Source organism: Pseudomonas sp. LBUM920, assembly GCF_003852315.1.
GTDB lineage: Bacteria > Pseudomonadota > Gammaproteobacteria > Pseudomonadales > Pseudomonadaceae > Aquipseudomonas.
Genome location: NZ_CP027762.1, coordinates 4,045,640 through 4,061,718, shown reverse-complemented (window position 1 = coordinate 4,061,718; position 16,079 = coordinate 4,045,640). Strand labels below are relative to the sequence as shown.

Annotated in this window: 17 protein-coding genes; 15 read left to right on the top strand and 2 right to left on the bottom strand. The window is 62.9% G+C overall.

What is annotated here, in order from left to right; translation table 11 throughout:
- Positions 1 to 8 precede the first annotated feature (8 nt).
- Entirely contained in the window at positions 9 to 389 is a 381-nt protein-coding gene (locus tag C4J83_RS18795) for a hypothetical protein (protein ID WP_106578757.1), read from the top strand.
- Positions 390 to 1,366: 977 nt separating this feature from the next.
- Here C4J83_RS18795 and C4J83_RS18785 read toward each other — a convergent pair.
- Positions 1,367 to 2,131 (bottom strand): tetratricopeptide repeat protein, encoded by a 765-nt coding sequence (locus C4J83_RS18785; RefSeq protein WP_119739905.1) that lies wholly within the window; start codon positions 2,129 to 2,131, stop codon positions 1,367 to 1,369.
- Between the two features lie 48 nt (positions 2,132 to 2,179).
- Here C4J83_RS18785 and C4J83_RS18780 point away from each other — a divergent pair, with 48 nt between their 5' ends.
- The 14 genes from C4J83_RS18780 (at position 2,180) to C4J83_RS18715 (ending at position 11,724) form a co-directional block, all read left to right on the top strand.
- Positions 2,180 to 2,743 (top strand): type III secretion protein, encoded by a 564-nt coding sequence (locus C4J83_RS18780; protein ID WP_119739907.1) that lies wholly within the window; start codon positions 2,180 to 2,182, stop codon positions 2,741 to 2,743.
- 12 nt (positions 2,744 to 2,755) lie between these two features.
- Positions 2,756 to 2,989: a hypothetical protein gene (locus tag C4J83_RS18775; RefSeq protein ID WP_119739909.1), complete on the top strand. Its 234-nt coding sequence runs from the start codon at positions 2,756 to 2,758 to the stop codon at positions 2,987 to 2,989.
- A gap of 9 nt (positions 2,990 to 2,998) precedes the next feature.
- Positions 2,999 to 3,433: a hypothetical protein gene (locus C4J83_RS18770; protein WP_106578753.1), complete on the top strand. Its 435-nt coding sequence runs from the start codon at positions 2,999 to 3,001 to the stop codon at positions 3,431 to 3,433.
- Between the two features lie 4 nt (positions 3,434 to 3,437).
- Positions 3,438 to 4,220 (top strand): type III secretion system inner membrane ring lipoprotein SctJ, encoded by a 783-nt coding sequence (gene sctJ / locus C4J83_RS18765; RefSeq protein WP_106578752.1) that lies wholly within the window; start codon positions 3,438 to 3,440, stop codon positions 4,218 to 4,220.
- Complete coding sequence (locus C4J83_RS18760) at positions 4,217 to 4,834, top strand: type III secretion protein (protein WP_119739913.1); 618 nt, start codon at positions 4,217 to 4,219, stop codon at positions 4,832 to 4,834. The genes sctJ and C4J83_RS18760 overlap by 4 nt, the downstream gene beginning before the upstream one ends.
- Positions 4,827 to 5,411, top strand: coding sequence for a type III secretion system stator protein SctL (gene sctL, locus C4J83_RS18755; protein WP_124417891.1), 585 nt, complete (start codon positions 4,827 to 4,829; stop codon positions 5,409 to 5,411). The genes C4J83_RS18760 and sctL overlap by 8 nt, the downstream gene beginning before the upstream one ends.
- Entirely contained in the window at positions 5,408 to 6,730 is a 1,323-nt protein-coding gene (locus C4J83_RS18750; RefSeq protein WP_119739915.1) for a FliI/YscN family ATPase, read from the top strand. Before sctL ends, C4J83_RS18750 begins: the two co-directional genes overlap by 4 nt.
- Positions 6,731 to 6,916: 186 nt before the next feature.
- Entirely contained in the window at positions 6,917 to 7,363 is a 447-nt protein-coding gene (locus tag C4J83_RS18745) for a hypothetical protein (RefSeq protein WP_124417890.1), read from the top strand.
- A complete protein-coding gene (gene sctQ / locus C4J83_RS18740) occupies positions 7,360 to 8,361 on the top strand; it encodes a type III secretion system cytoplasmic ring protein SctQ (protein WP_124417889.1) in 1,002 nt (333 codons plus the stop codon). Before C4J83_RS18745 ends, sctQ begins: the two co-directional genes overlap by 4 nt.
- Positions 8,358 to 9,011, top strand: coding sequence for a type III secretion system export apparatus subunit SctR (gene sctR, locus C4J83_RS18735; RefSeq protein WP_017137580.1), 654 nt, complete (start codon positions 8,358 to 8,360; stop codon positions 9,009 to 9,011). The genes sctQ and sctR overlap by 4 nt, the downstream gene beginning before the upstream one ends.
- Before the next feature lie 10 nt (positions 9,012 to 9,021).
- A complete protein-coding gene (sctS, locus tag C4J83_RS18730) occupies positions 9,022 to 9,291 on the top strand; it encodes a type III secretion system export apparatus subunit SctS (protein WP_003208314.1) in 270 nt (89 codons plus the stop codon).
- Between the two features lie 6 nt (positions 9,292 to 9,297).
- Positions 9,298 to 10,110 (top strand): type III secretion system export apparatus subunit SctT, encoded by an 813-nt coding sequence (sctT, locus tag C4J83_RS18725; RefSeq protein ID WP_124417888.1) that lies wholly within the window; start codon positions 9,298 to 9,300, stop codon positions 10,108 to 10,110.
- Positions 10,111 to 10,113: 3 nt separating this feature from the next.
- A complete protein-coding gene (locus tag C4J83_RS18720; protein ID WP_124417887.1) occupies positions 10,114 to 11,160 on the top strand; it encodes an EscU/YscU/HrcU family type III secretion system export apparatus switch protein in 1,047 nt (348 codons plus the stop codon).
- Between the two features lie 150 nt (positions 11,161 to 11,310).
- A complete protein-coding gene (locus C4J83_RS18715) occupies positions 11,311 to 11,724 on the top strand; it encodes an ester cyclase (protein WP_124417886.1) in 414 nt (137 codons plus the stop codon).
- A 51-nt stretch (positions 11,725 to 11,775) separates the two neighbouring features.
- Here the strand turns inward: C4J83_RS18715 and C4J83_RS18710 are convergent, their stop codons facing one another.
- Positions 11,776 to 15,303: a hypothetical protein gene (locus tag C4J83_RS18710; protein ID WP_124417885.1), complete on the bottom strand. Its 3,528-nt coding sequence runs from the start codon at positions 15,301 to 15,303 to the stop codon at positions 11,776 to 11,778.
- Positions 15,304 to 16,079: the final 776 nt, after the last annotated feature.

Genomic DNA, 16,079 nt, shown 5'->3' with positions numbered 1-16,079 from the left:
GGCCTGCGATGACTGCTTTGCGTGTGTTGATGCTCTTGCCCCTGGCGCTGATGGGCTGCCAGACCCACTTGGCGCCGGTGTATTACGCGCCGGAGTTTCGCGCTGATGGCTTGCCGAGCCAGTGCCAGCAACCGGCGGCCAAGGACGCAATCGGACTGGACGAAGATTTCAAACCGACGCTGCCGTTGGGCTGCGCGAACAATTTGAATTTGATGCAGATGGTCGAGCGCAGGCAGGACCTGACCCAAGGCCGCACCACCGGCCCGGCCATGGCCGCCCCGGTCGGCCGCGCCGCCCAGGTCTACATCGAAGGCTTCGACCGCGAGCAGCTGCAACGCCGCAAGGACCAACAAGAAGCCAAAGCCGGCGCCACCGGAGGCCAACAATGACCAGGTGCACACCTATCCCACGTGAAAGCTGGCTTGCCTGCGATGACGCCCGCCCAACCCACCCAAACCTCCCTGGCACCCTGCAATCCAAATGTGGGAGCTGGCTTGCCTGCGATGACGCCCGCCCAACCAACCCAAACCTCCCTGACACCCTGCAATCCAAATGTGGGAGCCGGCTTGCCTGCGATGACGCCCGCCCAACCCACCCAAACCTCCCTGACACCCTGCAATCCAAATGTGGGAGCCGGCTTGCCTGCGATGCCGCCCGCCCGACCCACCCAAACCTCCCTGACACCCTGCAATCCAAATGTGGGAGCTGGCTTGCCTGCGATGACGCCCGCCCGACCCACCCAAACCTCCCTGACACCCTGCAATCCAAATGTGGGAGCTGGCTTGCCTGCGATGACGCCCGCCCAACCCACCCAAACCTCCCTGGCACCCCGCAATCCAAATGTGGGAGCTGGCTTGCCTGGGATGACGCCCGCCCAACCCACCCAAACCTCCCTGGCACCCCGCAATCCAAATGTGGGAGCTGGCTTGCCTGCGATGACGCCCGCCCGACCAACCCAAACCTCCCTGACACCCTGCAATCCAAATGTGGGAGCGGGCTTGCCTGCGATGACGCCCGCCCGACCAACCCAAACCTCCCTGACACCCTGCAATCCAAATGTGGGAGCGGGCTTGCTCGCGAAAGCTATGTGACAGGCGGCATAGGTCTTGGGTCGGAATACATAGCCATGGCTGCGGTAACGGCCACTTATGGTTGCGCTCTTACAGCGGGTGACTGTTTGAAGGACCAGAACCAACACTCGGAACCTCGCCCAGGCTCAGTGTGCCCTCCCGCAGGCTTTGGAGCCTGTGCCGCCGCACTGGGCCATGCTTGGCCCAGTGCGCCAAAACCTGCGTTCGGCCAGCGTGGTTTAACGGTGCGCCTGAGATCACAATCAAAAGCAGATCAACAGCGGCCCGGTCGTGTCTCAACGCGGGTCCACCAACCCCAACTCTTTGGCCTGCACCACCGGATCACTGATCGCCTTAATTCGCTTGGCCTCCATCACCAATTGCGCGCGTTCCGCGGCGGGAATGTCGTCGAGGGGCAGGCTTGCAACCCGCTGCTCGTAACCGGCCAACACCATCACCAACAACTCATTGCGCTGATGCCGTGGCAATGCGCGCGGCGATTGGGTGACGGGCGCAATGGTATCCAGCGCCTGTTGCGGCTGCCCGCCAAGCGCATAAGCCAGGGCCAGGTTGCAGCGGCTGTCGAGGTCGTCGGGCTGCAGGCTCAGGCTTTTGGCGAAGGCGGTTTGTGCGGCACTGGCCTGGCCATTCAGCACTTGGGCGATGCCCAGGCGGGTGTAGGCCACCGGCAGGTGATTGATCTGGGCAGCCTGCCCCAACGCCGTCACGGCGCGCTGGGTCTTGCCCAATTGCAACTGCGCAGTGCCAAGGCCGAGCAGGGCGTCGGCGTTGTGGGCATCAAACCCCAGCGCCTGCTGGAAGGCGCGTTCGGCGCCCAGCGCGTCCTTGGCGTCGAGCCGGGCCTGGCCGAGCTTGAGCCACAGCTCAATGCCGGCACCCGGTTGCTGGGTGGCGCGCTCGTACAACGCAGCCGCGCTGCTGTAGTCGCCGCGCTTGCTCAGGTCGTTGGCCAGTTGCAGGGATTTGTCGGTATCGGTCGCAGGTTTGCTGGAGCAGGCAGCCAGCAGCAAGGTGCTGGCGAGCAGAAATTTGTGGGTCATCGTCACAACTCGTCGGGCGAAGGCGCAGGCCATGTAAGCATATTTTTGATGGCGCTCCTATGCCTGTTCGGTGCGGGTTTTGCCAACGCGGCCGAGGAGCCCGCGTGGTTCTCGCAGCCCTACGCCTACGTGCTGGTCGATCAGGACGTTCGCAGCGCGTTGGAAGAATTCGGCCACAACCTCGACGTGCCGCTGGTGCTTTCCGACAAGGTACGCGGCAAGGCGCGCAGCACCATCCGCGCAGCCACCGCCGGTGAGTTCCTGCAGACCTTGTGCAGCACCAACGGCCTGACCTGGTACTTCGACGGCAACCTGTTGTACCTCAATGCCAGCGATGAAATCAGCACCAAGCTGTTCAAGGCCAGCGCCCTGAACCTGGACCAGTTGCAGGCCTACCTGAACACCCTCGACGTGTTTGGCCAGCAACTCTCCATGCGCAACGGTCCCGAGGGCGATGAAGTGTTTGTTTCCGGCCCGCCGCCGTACCTTGCGCTGGTGCAACAGCATGTCGACCACCTGCAACCCACGGTCGTGGCCGCCCCGGTGGCGCGCGAGCGCGGGGTGCGAGTGTTCCGTGGCGCGCAAGTCAGTACCGAAACCCCAACCCAGTAAAGGAGCAGCACCATGTCCGTAACGGCCGTAGACAGCAACCTCGCCCCCGGTGGCGCCAGCCCTGAAGCCAAGTTCAACGCCGCGGTGGATAACGCCAAGGCCGCCGACAAACCGTCGGAGACCAGCGACGCCGAATTCAACGATGCGTTGATCACCCAGGCCGTCACCATCGGCGGTCAGTTCATCATCATGCCGAAGATGCAGGAACTGCTGAACGACGCCATGTCCGATGACGACGAAGAGTAGGGAGCCCCTATGACTATCAGTCTCGCCGCCGGCGCCACGGCCTTGCCGCCGTCCGCCGGTGCGGGGCCCGCCGGGGCCTCGCAGAACCTGTTCGAGCACATGGCCAATACCGCCAAGGGCATGCCCGAAGGCGCCAGCCCGCACCAGATCGGCTCGGGCCTGATGGAGCGCATGAACAGTTTCATCGACCGTACGCGCGCGTTTTCCGAACGCGCCGACGTGCTCACCAATAACCCGTCGGCGCCGCCGCCGGCCTCGGTGGAAATCCGCACGGCGAGTGCTTCGCCGCAGGGCGAGCCGGGCAAAAAAGTCGGCGAGCAGCAGGTCGACCAGATCGTGCACTCCCTGGGCAAGATGTTCGATTACTCCATCGAAACCCAGATGGTGGTGCGCGGTGCGACGCAGATTTCCGGGTCCGCCAACACGTTGCTCAAGGGTCAATAACGCCATGCCAAGCCCAAACCGCGCGCTGCGCCTGCTGCTGATCGGCCTGCTCGCCAGCCTCTTGCAGGCGTGCAACACCGACCTCTATACCAACCTCAGCGAGCGCGATGCCAACGCCATGGTCGCGGTGCTGCTGCGCGGTGGCATCCCGGCGGAGCGCAAGACCCAGGACAACGGCCAGCTCAAAGTGGTGGTGGACGAGGAGCGCTTTGCCGAAGCCATGACGCTGCTCGACAACGCCGGCCTGCCGCAACAGAGTTTTTCCAACATGGGCGAGGTGTTCAAGGGCAATGGCCTGGTGTCGTCGCCGGTGCAGGAGCGCGCGCAGATGATCTATGCGCTGAGCGAAGAACTGTCGCACTCGGTGTCGCAGATCGACGGCATCGTCGCCGCCCGCGTGCACGTGGTGCTTCCCGACAACGACCTGCTCAAGCGCGTGATTTCACCGTCGTCGGCCTCGGTGCTGGTGCGTTACGACCCGGGCACCGACATCAATACGCTGATCCCGCAGATCAAGACCCTGGTCGCCAACGGCATTTCCGGCCTCAGCTACGACGGCGTCTCGGTCACGGCGATCAAGGCTGCCGTCGCCATCAGCCAGAACCCGGCGCAACCGCGGTTGGCGCGCTTCATGGGGCTGTGGCTGCTGGAAGACAACCTGGCGCAGGCACGCGTGATGTTTGGCGGCTTGCTGCTGATTGCCCTCGGCGCGCTTGGGGTATTGGCTCGCCAACACTGGGCGCGGCGTCAGTCCCAGGCGATGTATGTGCTTAAGGAGGGTGAATGAGCCTGGTTGAACGCTGGCAGGGGCTGATCGCCGAGCCGCTGCAGTTTGTGCGCGGGCCGAGCCTGGGCGCCTGTTTCGCCGATGAGTTGCCCGATGAAGTGCTGCAGGCCATGCAAGGCCAGGCGCGTTTTCGTCAGCGCCTGGAGCAGTTGTTGGTCAACCATTATCAGCTGGCGCCGATTGCGCACCTGGTGACGCCGTCCGCCGCCGACCTGGCGGTGTTGCTGTTGTCACCTGCGCAGTTTTCACGCCTGCCGCGGTTGTGCGGTGCCATCTGGCATGCCTCGACCCTGAGCCGCGAGATCCGCCGTGAGGTGGTCAACGAATTGCGCGAGGGACTCGGTGCCGAGGTATTCAGCCAGGCGCTGGCGCAGCGCCAACTTGGCGGCGCCGCGGACCTGCTGCGCGAGCCATCGGAGCTGATCGAGGCCATCGACCGCGACGGCCAAGGCTGTGTTGCCGCCTGGCTGCAGGCCCAGCACGCCGACTTGCAGGGCTGGCTGCGCCTGCGTTTCGCCTTCCCCCAGGGCCACAGCGCACGCTTGCCCCGCGACCTGGAAATCGTCCAGGCCGCTGCTGCGAGCCTTGCGGCCGAGGACAACGCCCATGAGTGAATTACCGAGCCGGCCTACCGCGCGCATCCTGCGCGCCGAAGAAGCAGCGCTGTGGACCGATGGATTTGCTTTTCTGCAAGCCGCCAAGGACCAGGCCGAACAGATCAAGGCCGACAGCGACCAGTGGCTGCACGCCGCCCGCGCCGAGGGCTTTGAAAGCGCGCGCCAGGCAGGCGCCGAGCAAGTCGCGCAGTTGCTGGTGCAAACCCAATCCCAGGTGCAGCACTACTTGAGCAGCCTGGAAGCGTCGCTGGCCCACCTGGCCCTGGGCATCGTGCGCGAGGTGTTGGGTGAGCTGGACAGCGCCGACCGAGTGGTGCGTTGCACCCGCCAGGCCCTGAGTGCATTTCGTCAGGACCAGGCACTGACCCTGTGGGTGCCGCCGACCGAAGTCGAGGCCTTGCGCCAACGCCTCAAGCACGAAGGCCTGGCCATTGCCGTGGACGCCGATGAGCAGTTGAGCGCCGGTCAGGCGCGCCTCAACAGCCCAGCCGGGTCCGTCGAACTGGGCCTGGAGGCGCAGTTGCAAACCCTGCGGCGCAGCTTGCTGCCCTTTGCCGAAGAAGGTGTGGCATGAACCTGCAACAGCTGCTGCCGCGCCTGACTGAACGGTTGGCGCAAGCCCGTCCACGGCCGATGCACGGCACGGTATTGAGCATTCGCGGTGTCCTGCTGCGCGCCAGTGTGGCCGGTGCGAGCATCGGTGAACTGTGTCAACTGCGCGACCCCGGCAGCGGCCGCAGCTTGAGCGCCGAGGTGATCGGCTTTGATGGCGACGAGGCGATTCTGTCGCCGATCGGCTCCATGGAAGGCCTGTCGACGCGCACGCAAATCACGGCGACCGGCGAAACCCTGGGCGTCGCCGTGGGCGATGCGCAACTGGGCCGGGTGATCAGCCCCATGGGCGATTTTCTCGACGGCGACGGCGTCCCGCCGACCCTGGCCTTGCAGCGTTACCCCCTGCATGCCGAGCCGCCCGCACCGTTTTCGCGGCAACTGATCGTGCGTTCGATGGCGCTGGGCATTCGCTCCATCGACGGCCTGCTGACCCTGGCCCAGGGCCAACGCATGGGCATTTTTGGTGAGCCGGGCGTGGGCAAGTCGTCGTTGCTCGCCAGCATTGTCCGCAACAGCGAAGCCGATGTGATTGTGATCGGCCTGATCGGCGAGCGGGGCAGGGAAGTGCGCGAACTGCTCGACGTGCAACTCGACGCCCAGGCGCGCGCGCGTACCGTGGCAGTGGTTGCGACTTCGGACCGCCCGGCGGCCGAGCGCGTGCGTGCGGCGTTTGTCGCCACCACGCTGGCCGAGTACCACCGCGACCAGGGCCGCAATGTATTGCTGCTGATGGACAGCCTGACGCGTTTTGCCCGCGCCCAACGCGAAATCGGCCTGGCCGTGGGCGAACCGCCAACCCGTCGCGGTTATCCGCCGTCGTTTTTCTCGGCCTTGCCGCGCCTGCTCGAACGCGCCGGCCCTGGCCCCACCGGCAGCATCACCGCGCTGTACACCGTGTTGACGGAAGGGGATGCGGCCAGTGACCCGGTGGCCGAAGAAGCCCGTTCAATCCTCGACGGGCATATCGCCCTCAGCGCGGAATTGGCCCAGCGCAACTACTTCCCGGCAGTTGACGTGTTACGCAGCCGCAGCCGGTTGATGGAGCAGGTCGCCGGTGAAGAACACAAACGCCTGGCCATGCGCATACGTGAGCTGATGGCGCGCTACGGCGAAATCGAAATGCTCATCCGCGTCGGCGAGTACTCCGCCGGCAGCGACCCGCTGGCCGACGAAGCCATCAACCGCCATGCGGCCATTGAAGCGTTCCTGCGCCAGAACGCCGGCGAACCCAGCAGCCTGGACCAGACCCTGATCCGCATGCGCCAGGTGTTGGCATGAGATCAATGAACAACAGTGAACCTCAGGCCCATGCAAAACCCTGTGGGAGCTGGCTTGCCTGCGATAGCGGTATATCAGCAACACAAGGGCAAGCTGACCCACCGCCATCGCAGGCAAGCCAGCGCCCACCTTTGATTTTCATGGATTTACAGATTGCTGTGCTGGCATCAGAAAGGAGCAACCCCAATGAAAACCGACCAACTGCGCACCCTGCAAACCCTGCGGGTGCTGCGTGAACAACGTGCCGCCAACCAATTGGCCGCCCAACAGCAACGCTGCGCGCAGACTCACGACGTGTTGAACGACGCCAAGGAGCAACTGCGCCTGCACCGTGAAGCGATTGCCGAGGAAGCCCGCCAGGTTTATGCATCCCTGACCGAGGGGCTGTCGGTGGCCAGCTGGCAGGCGGCTCAGGAACGTTTGCGCGGCCTGTCGGATGACCAGCAGGTGCTCGAGAACGACGTGCACCACGTGTCCACCACCCTGCAAAGCCAGGAGCGCGAGCGTGACCTGTTTCGTCAGGAACGCCTGAGCCGTCAACGCCAGTCCGAAGCCTGGCAAAGCCTGCTGGAAGGGCGTGAAAGTGATGAGCGCCGCGTCGGTGAATTGCGCGAAGAAGGCACCGGCACATGATCACCGCCCTTGCCGACCCGTTGGCACCCTGGCTGACGCAGTACGACCCGGCGCTGTTGGCGCTGCATAACCAGCTGCACCGTCGCCGTCGCGCCTGGCAGGGCCGTTGCGCCGGGCAAGCGTTGCGCGTGAGTTGGGCCGCCCAAGCGCAAGGCCTGGGCAATTCGCGCGATGTGTTTTTGTTGCTCGGTCGCGCCCCGGTGCGCCTGCGGCTGTCGTCGGCCGCGCTGGAGCAAGTACTGGTGCCGCTGGCGTTGCAGTTCGATGCGCAATTGCTGCCATCGTTGCCACGCTCGTTGCTGCTGGAACTGGCGGTGCTCGACCTGATCGAGACCCTGGAACCCGTGCTCGGCCACCCGGTGCAGTTAGTCGAGGCCACTGACGATCAGCGCGCGTATGCCGTGCACCTGGCGCTCGAATTGACCTTTGGCAACCAGCCGGCCATGAGCGCGCAACTGGACCTGAGCGAAAGCGCTGCCGTGCTGGTGGCGCAGCTGCTGGCGCAATACGGCCAGATCGAACCCGACCCGCTGCCCGCCCTGCGCCAGACCCTGGCGGTGGTGGCCGGGCGGCAGTGGCTGACCCTGGGCGAATTGCGCAGTCTGCGGCCCGGCGATGTGCTGATGCTGGAGCAGGGCTCGGGCTTGTTGCTCGACCTGGACGGGCGCTTGCAGGCCCGCTGCCAATACCAGGGTGAAGCATTGCAGTTGCAGGAAGAACTACAAGCCCCCCTTTTGCACATGGAGAACACGATGACTGATGTTGATGCCGCCGCGGCCCTGGATGACTTGCCGCTCAAACTGGTGTGCCAGGTCGGCAGCCTGGAACTGACCCTGGCGCAATTGCGGGAGCTGGGTGCGGGCAGCCTGTTGCAGCTCAACACGCCCGGCGTGGACAGCGTTGACCTGATGGTCAACGGGCGTCGCGTCGGCCAGGGCCAACTGGTAAAAATCGGCGACGGCCTGGGCGTGCGCCTGCTGAGTTTTGCCACCCCATGACCGGTTATCAGCCGAACCTGATCGAGATCATCCTGGTCGTTGCGACGATCGGGCTGATCCCGTTGGCAGTGGTCACGCTCACCGGGTTCATGAAGATTTCGGTGGTGCTGTTCCTGATCCGCAACGCCCTTGGGGTGCAGCAGACACCGCCTAACCTGGTGCTGTACGGCATCGCGCTGATTCTGTCGGTGTACGTGACAACGCCGTTGATTGGCGACATGTACCGCCAGGTCGAGGGACGCGACCTCAATATCGAGCATGTCGAGCAACTCAAGGACCTGGGCGATGCGCTGCGCCCGCCGCTGCAGGCGCATTTGAAGCGTTTTGCGAATGAGTCCGAGCGCGGTTTTTTTGTGCAGGCCACCGAGACCATCTGGTCGCCGGAAGCCCGCGCCGACCTGCGTGACGATGACCTGGTGGTGCTGATTCCGGCGTTTGTCAGCTCGGAGCTGACCCGCGCCTTCGAGATCGGCTTTCTGCTCTACATCCCGTTCCTGGTGGTGGACCTGCTGGTGTCCAACGTGTTGATGGCGATGGGCATGTCGATGGTCTCGCCGAACCTGATTTCGATCCCGCTGAAGATCTTTTTATTCGTGTCACTGAGTGGCTGGTCGCGCTTGATGCACGGTTTGATTCTGAGTTACGGCTGAGGCACGACCCATGGGCCAGGACGTTTTCCTGTCATTGATGAAACAGGCACTGATGACCGTGCTGATGCTCTCCGCGCCGGCGTTGGGCGTGGCGATTATCGTGGGCTTGAGCGTGGGGCTGTTCCAGGCGCTGACGCAGATTCAGGACCAGACCTTGCCGCAGGTGGTGAAGCTGGTGGCGGTGCTGTTGACCATCGTGTTTCTTGGCCCGGTACTCGCAGGCCAAGTTGCGGAGCTGGGCAGCCAGGTGCTGGATAACTTCCCGCTGTGGACGCGCTGACTGCCCATGGATGCCAGCCTTACCGCGCAGTTTCTGGAGGTCGCCTACCCGGTGATCAGCGCCGCCTCGCTTGCCGCCTGCCGCGCCATGGGGGTGGTGGTGATCACCCCGGCGTTCAACCGCCTGGGCCTTACCGGCATGATTCGCGGCTGTGTGGCGGTGGCCATTTCGATCCCGATGTTCTTTCCGGTGTTCGACGCGCTGACCCGAATGCCCGAGCACGGCAGCGTGTTTATCGCCGGGCTGCTGATCAAGGAGTTCCTGATCGGCATCCTCATCGGCCTGTTGTTCGGTATTCCGTTCTGGGCCGCGGAAGTGGCGGGGGAGTTGATCGACCTGCAACGTGGCTCGACCATAGCGCAGTTGGTGGACCCGTTGTCATCCGGTGAATCCAGCGTGATGGCGACCTTGCTTACGGTGATGTTGATCACGCTGTTCTTCATGTCCGGCGGCTTTATCCTGATGGTCGACGGCTATTACCACAGCTACCAGTTATGGCCGGTGACTTCATTCACGCCGGTGTTTGCCAGCTCGGCGTTGCTGGCGGTGCTGTCGATTCTCGACCAGATCATGCGCGTCGGCGTGCTGATGGTTTCGCCCTTGCTGATCTCATTGCTGATCACCGACCTGATGCTTGCCTACCTGTCGCGGATGGCGCCGAACCTGCATATGTTCGACTTGTCGCTGCCGGTGAAAAACCTGTTTTTCTCGATCCTGATGGTGATCTACATCGGCTTTTTGATTCCGTTGATGCTCGATCAATTGGCGGAATTTCGCGGCACTGTCGAGTTGCTCAAAACCCTCGCCGGCATGGAGTAGCCCATGGCCGATACCAGCGAAGAAAAATCCCAGCCGGCCACGGACAAGAAGCTCAGGGACGCACGCCAGAAAGGCCAGGTCGCCAAGAGCCAGGACCTGGTGTCGGGCATGGTCATCCTGTTTTGCACGCTGTGCATCTCGATCCTGGCGCCGCGCGCCAAGGCCCAGGTCACGGCGCTGATCGACCTCACCGCGCACATCTACATTGAGCCGTTCGCCACGGTGTGGCCGCGAGTGCTCGACCATGCCGAGCAACTGGTCATCAGCATTACCTTGCCGGTGATGGCGGTGACCACCGGCGTGGTGATCCTGACCAATATCATCACCATGCGCGGCTTTGTGTTCTCGGTGGACCCGATCAAACCCGAGTTCAAACGCATCAACCCGGCCGAGGGCTTGAAGAAGATTTTTGCCCTGCGCAACCTGGTGGAGTTCATGAAGGGGCTGATCAAGGTGCATGTGCTGGCGATCGCGTTTTATGTGATCGGCAAGCATGCGTTGCAGGCGCTGATGGAGTCTTCACGCTGTGGCGCGGAGTGCATGGAGTCGACGTTTTTCCTGGTGCTCAAGCCGCTGGTGTTCACCGTGTTGTGCGCGTTCATTCTGGTCGGTGCGGTGGACGTGATCATGCAGCGCTGGCTGTTCGGCCGCGACATGAAAATGACCCGCAGCGAAACCAAGCGCGAACGCAAGGACATCGACGGCGACCCGCTGATCAAGAGCGAGCGGCGCCGCCAGCGCAATGAAATGCAGGCGTTGGCGACCAAGCTGGGGTTGGGCAGGGCGTCGATGATGATCGGCACCACCGATGGCTGGGTGATTGGCGTGCGCTATGTGCGCGGTGAGACGCCAGTGCCGGTGATCGTGTGCCGGGCGTCACCGGAGGAGGCGCTGCTGATGTTGCAGGAGGCTTATGACCTGGGGATTCCGCATGCGCCGGACAAGGGCTTGGCCGCTGACATCGCGCGCAAGACCGTGCCCGGTGATCCGGTGCCGGATGCTTCGTTCCAGGCAGTAGCGGACTGGCTGGTCGCGGCACGGTTGATTTAATCGCCGCGCGTACTACGCTTGTCTGGCGCTTTGGTACGGAGGGAGTATCTGCTCAGCAGGAGCTGAAGGTGTATCTGTCACGGGCGATGGACGCAGGCGTCAACCAATCGGGTGGCGCTGCATTGTTCCAATTTTCCCAGGAGATTCACCATGACAGATCAACACCGTGCATTGATCCAAGAGTGGGCCGACAGTTGGTCTACCGCCGACAAAGACCGGTTTCTCGCGATCTTTTCCGAGGCGACCGTCTATGAAGACAAGGCCGCAGGGCAAATCATGCGAGGGCGCCCGGCGCTGGGCGACTTTTTCGACCTGATCAGAAAGGCATTGCCCGACTTCGAGGTTGTCCGCGACTTGATCAGCCTTGGCGAGCGCGGCGGGACGATCCAGTGGCATATGACGGGCACCCATGAGGGCGAGCTGTTCGGCTATCCGGCGACTCACCGCAAGATCAATATCGACGGCACCTGTGTGATCAGGATTGAAGCCAACAAGATTGTCGAATGCACCGATTATTACGACATGAAAACGTTGTACCGCCAGTTGGGTTTCGACACCAACTGAATGCACCCCGCGAACGGGCCCCCATCCGATGGGGGCCTTATCCAACACGCCTCAGGGCTTGTCTACATCGTGATACTCACCGCCGTACCCGTCGCCCACGCGCCAGATAATGTCGTGGTTGTCGTTGGTCCACTCCGACGGCTTCAGTGAATACTTGTAGTCCTCCGAATTACGGTTGTTGCCATCGCCGATGTAGTCCGGGTGGTCACGCCGGTGATCGCCGCCCCGAATGCTTGAACGCGCATCCCATTCTTCCTTGCGAAAGTCAAAAATGCTCTGGTCCTGCGGCGCGTCGCGCTGGCCCCAGTCGGACAGGTAAGTCTGCAGCCACACATAGGCTTCATCGCCGTTGGGCTTGAGTAATCCGTCCTGCTTGAAGTCCTGGATCTGGTCCCAGTTCTGCATCGAGATCTTGTGCAGCTTGTGCGACTGGATGGTGCTGAGGATCGCGCCGACAAACGACAGAGCGCCAGAGATCAGGAAACCCACCGGCCCGAGAAACGGAATGATCCGCCCGGTGACGCCAAGGGTCGTCAATACCCCCCCGCCTGCGGCCACCAGGCTGCTGACACCGCCGGCCATCGACAAGGAACCGGAGGCGATTTTGACCGGGTCTTTTTCGCGCACGCCGTCACGCAGGGTGAATGCGGCCTGGACCACACTGATCACGCCACCCGCGACGTCGGTGGCCATGCCGATGACCTTGATCGCGCTGCTGGCGAACTTGGCGCCAAAGCCGGCACCGGCCACTCCGCCACGGCTGGCGATGCCTTTTTCTATGCCTTCCTGAACCTTCTTCGCGCCCTCGTCGCTCCAGCCGCCGCTGTTGAGCGCCTTGCCCACGTCCTTGCCGTCGTCCATGGCCTGGTCGACGATCTCGAAGTACTTCTTCTGCACCGCCTCGGCGTCTTTGGGCAGCGCATGGTAACCCTCACCGGGCTTGGCCCACAGGTCGGGCAGGGAGCGGTCAAAGCCCATCAGTTTGTAGGCGTTGGTGCCACGCAGCTTGTCGTACACCTTGAGGCCAAGCGTGGCGAAGTGGGAGCCGGTGCCGAGGAAGCCGAGAAAATCGTTGGCGATTCCCAGGCGTTTCATCGGTGTGTCGGCCAGCTTGCCGCCCTGGCCCGCCAGTTGGTAGACGATACGGCCCATGCCGATGGCGCCGCCGACCGAACCCAGTACGCCGTTGTCCTTGAGGAAGCTCAGGTTCTTCACAAAGGCGCTGCGGTTCTCGTCGCTGAGGCCGGGCATGATCTCTTTGCTTACCGCGTGGTCGATATCGCTGAAGCTGATCACGCCGTTTTTCTGCCAGGTGTCGCCCAACGAAATCATGGCCTTGCCGAAGTCGGCGGCAGCGCCTTTGTCCTTGAGCAGTTGATCGACAAACTTGGAATACACCCCCAACGCCTGGCGCGGCAGGCCGTCGGCGCCGCCCTTGAGCATCGACAAGATCGCCAGGGTGTTGTCCGTGGTGGCCAGGGCGGTGTTGTCGTCGCTGATTTTGCTCGGGTCGTCCATCAGCTTTTCAACGGCGTCGGTGTAGCCGTCGATCTGCAGGTTTTGCAGGAAATTGTCGGCCTTGGCCGGGTCCATGTCGGCCAGCGCGGTGTAGGCGGTCTGGATTTCCTGGGTGGCCAGTTCGGTCTTGCCGCCGTCCTGCAGGGCTTTGATGTACTGGGTGAAGTTTTCCGAGGAGGTGCTGTCGAGCAACTTCTGGTGAACCTCATCGACCTTGGCCTGGCCGCCGTCGACTTTGCCCAATGCTGCGTCGTGATTGGCCTTGATGTCGGCCTGGATGGTCGAGTCGCCGAGCAGTTCGCTGATGGTCTTGTCGATGGACTGCGTGTCGAAAATGTTGTCGCGTACATCCCGCGAGGTCACGTCGATAGGCGTGGTGGCAATGCCCTGGTTGCCGAAGCCATGTTCGGGAATGATCGACATGCCGTTATCGGCCATGCTCTTGGCTTCCACGGCGCGCAGGAACTTGGCGCGCGGGTCGTCCTTGCCGATGCTGCCGTCCTTGACCCCGGCACGGTAGCTGTCTACCAGGGTTTTCATCGACAGGTCCTGCACCGACAGCGGGTTGCCGCTTTCGTCTTTTTCGGTGGTGGTGAGGCTGTCGACGGAGACGTCCTTGAGCGGCGGCAGGCCGTTGCTGGCGCGCAAGGCGTCGACGTCGGTGGTTTGCTGGGCGATATCGGTGCGGTAGCTGGAAATCTGCTCGAACATCTGCGGGTTGCTGTCTTCGCTGACGACGATTTTCTCTTCGCTGCCGCCGGGCTTGTGCTGGGTGAAGGCGATCAGGCCGGGGCCGTAATCACCGACGCCGCCGACGCTCATGATGTCTTCGGTAGAGGCCAGGTAATCGTCCGGCCCGGCCAGGCTGTAGCCGTCGCCCTTGGCCTTCTCGATACCGGCCAGGGTCTGGCCTTTGGTGGTGTAGGCGGCGAAGGCCTCGGGAGTGATGTCTTTGGACACCACCAGCAGTTTGCCGTCGGCCTGGTTGACCACGAGGATGCCGTCCAGCGGCGCGTCGACTTTGCTGATGTCGCCCAGTGTGAGGCTGGTCTCATCTTTGCGCAGCAGTGCCTGGCCGGGCAGGGACTGGGCATTCTTGATGTAGTCGAAGGCCTGGGAACCTTCACTGGCGTGCACCGCATGCAGGAACTGATAGAACGAGCTGCCGGCGTTGGGGTTGGGGTTGTTGAGGTCGGCGCCGGGCTGCGGCAGGGCGGCCTCGGACTGGCTGATCATGTATTTTTTGCCTTGATGTTCGAACAGGATCACCGCGGATTTCGGGTCTTCGGATACCACGTTGAGCTGGCTGAAATCCAGGTCGCCGGGCAGGCTGGTGACTTCTTCATACCCCTTGGCCTTGCCGTCGGCGAGGGCCTCTTTGGTCACGCCTGCGCTGTTGTAGCTGGCGAAGGCTTGAGGGGTGAGTGTCTCGGAAATCACCAGGGTCTGGCCGTTTTCCAGGGCGACCTTGACCACGCCGTCTTTGGCTTGGCCCACCGATTTGATAGCGGCCAGCCGCACGCCGGGGTCGTCTTCACGCAGCAGTTGCTGGTCGGGGTTGCTCAGGGCTTCACGGATTGCTTTGCCGGCGGGGGTGCCTTGGGTGTCGGCGAGGGTGTGCAGCAGGTCATACAGTGGGGTGCCTGCGTCTGGCCCGCCCTGGTTGACGGGGGCTATCGCGTGGCCGAAGTGCAGGCCCTTGAGGGTGTCGAAGCCTTCCTGGACTTGTTCGGCGGCTTCGCGGGTGATCTTGAATCTGTTGCCGTCTTGTTCGAAATAGATCACCCCGGTGTCTTTGTCTTCGGACACGACCTTGAGCGTGTCGATATCGAGCTTGGCGGGCAGGGCGGTGACTTCCTTGTAGTCGTCAGGTTTGATCTGGCTGGCGGGTTTCAGAGGGGTGTCGGTGTGTGCGGCGAGTACCTTGGGTTTGAAGGTTTTATCGCCCGGCCCGGCGGCTGCCAGGGTTTTGGCCTGGTTGAGCAGGGCATTGAAGATACGCTCGGGGGCTTTGGGTTCGCCGGCGCGGGGGGAGGTTGTGGTGTCGGGGCGGTTGATCATTTTTCAGTCCATGTGAGGGGGCGCACTTGGGCTTGATATTAGGCGTTGGTGGGGTGTGAAAATGGGGTTTGGGGTGAGATCGCACAAGCTTTCACAGGTGTGAAATGAGGGGGGGGTGGTGGGTGGGGTGGGGGTACATATCCGTTGCTGCGGTCACGGCGGCTGGCGGTTCCGCTCTTACAGCGGGTCACTTTTGGCAAACGCCCCAAAAGTAACCAAAAGGTCTTTGCCCCACCACTCGGCCCCTCGCTTAGGCTCGGTGTGCCCTCACTCCGGCTTGAATCCGTGGGCCGCCGCGACGGGCCATCCATGGCCCAACGCGGCTAACCCGGCGTCCTGCCGGGTTACCCACGGATTCAAGCCTGCATTCGGCCAGCGTGGTTGACGGGGCCTGTCAGATCAAAATCAAAAGCAGAGCACGGCGGCCTAGTAGCCGACCTGAGTGGTTGAAGCAAAAGCGGATCAAGAGCACAGCAACACACTTCTATCTGATGCACTGCGATCCAAATGTGGGAGCGGGCTTGCTCGCGAAGGCGGTGTGTCAGTTAACTCATGTGTCACTGACCCACCGCCTTCGCGAGCAAGCCCGCTCCCACAAGTTGACCGAGTACAGACCGCCAGCACCGCACTGCTTTTGCTTTTCTGTGGGAGCTGGCTTGCCTGCGATGCAGACACCTCGGTCTATCAGGCACAACCAGTCGATGCCTTCGCAGGCAAGCCAGCTCCCACCTTTGATTGAGTTCAGCCTTCAAGATCAGGTCGGCTGTCAGGCCGCC

Coding starts and splice junctions, on each gene's coding strand:
- C4J83_RS18795 (WP_106578757.1), top strand. CDS start 9: ATGACTGCTTTGCGTGTGTTGATGCTCTTGCCCCTGGCGCTGATGGGC.
- C4J83_RS18785 (WP_119739905.1), bottom strand. CDS start 2,131: ATGACCCACAAATTTCTGCTCGCCAGCACCTTGCTGCTGGCTGCCTGC.
- C4J83_RS18780 (WP_119739907.1), top strand. CDS start 2,180: ATGGCGCTCCTATGCCTGTTCGGTGCGGGTTTTGCCAACGCGGCCGAG.
- C4J83_RS18775 (WP_119739909.1), top strand. CDS start 2,756: ATGTCCGTAACGGCCGTAGACAGCAACCTCGCCCCCGGTGGCGCCAGC.
- C4J83_RS18770 (WP_106578753.1), top strand. CDS start 2,999: ATGACTATCAGTCTCGCCGCCGGCGCCACGGCCTTGCCGCCGTCCGCC.
- sctJ (WP_106578752.1), top strand. CDS start 3,438: ATGCCAAGCCCAAACCGCGCGCTGCGCCTGCTGCTGATCGGCCTGCTC.
- C4J83_RS18760 (WP_119739913.1), top strand. CDS start 4,217: ATGAGCCTGGTTGAACGCTGGCAGGGGCTGATCGCCGAGCCGCTGCAG.
- sctL (WP_124417891.1), top strand. CDS start 4,827: ATGAGTGAATTACCGAGCCGGCCTACCGCGCGCATCCTGCGCGCCGAA.
- C4J83_RS18750 (WP_119739915.1), top strand. CDS start 5,408: ATGAACCTGCAACAGCTGCTGCCGCGCCTGACTGAACGGTTGGCGCAA.
- C4J83_RS18745 (WP_124417890.1), top strand. CDS start 6,917: ATGAAAACCGACCAACTGCGCACCCTGCAAACCCTGCGGGTGCTGCGT.
- sctQ (WP_124417889.1), top strand. CDS start 7,360: ATGATCACCGCCCTTGCCGACCCGTTGGCACCCTGGCTGACGCAGTAC.
- sctR (WP_017137580.1), top strand. CDS start 8,358: ATGACCGGTTATCAGCCGAACCTGATCGAGATCATCCTGGTCGTTGCG.
- sctS (WP_003208314.1), top strand. CDS start 9,022: ATGGGCCAGGACGTTTTCCTGTCATTGATGAAACAGGCACTGATGACC.
- sctT (WP_124417888.1), top strand. CDS start 9,298: ATGGATGCCAGCCTTACCGCGCAGTTTCTGGAGGTCGCCTACCCGGTG.
- C4J83_RS18720 (WP_124417887.1), top strand. CDS start 10,114: ATGGCCGATACCAGCGAAGAAAAATCCCAGCCGGCCACGGACAAGAAG.
- C4J83_RS18715 (WP_124417886.1), top strand. CDS start 11,311: ATGACAGATCAACACCGTGCATTGATCCAAGAGTGGGCCGACAGTTGG.
- C4J83_RS18710 (WP_124417885.1), bottom strand. CDS start 15,303: ATGATCAACCGCCCCGACACCACAACCTCCCCCCGCGCCGGCGAACCC.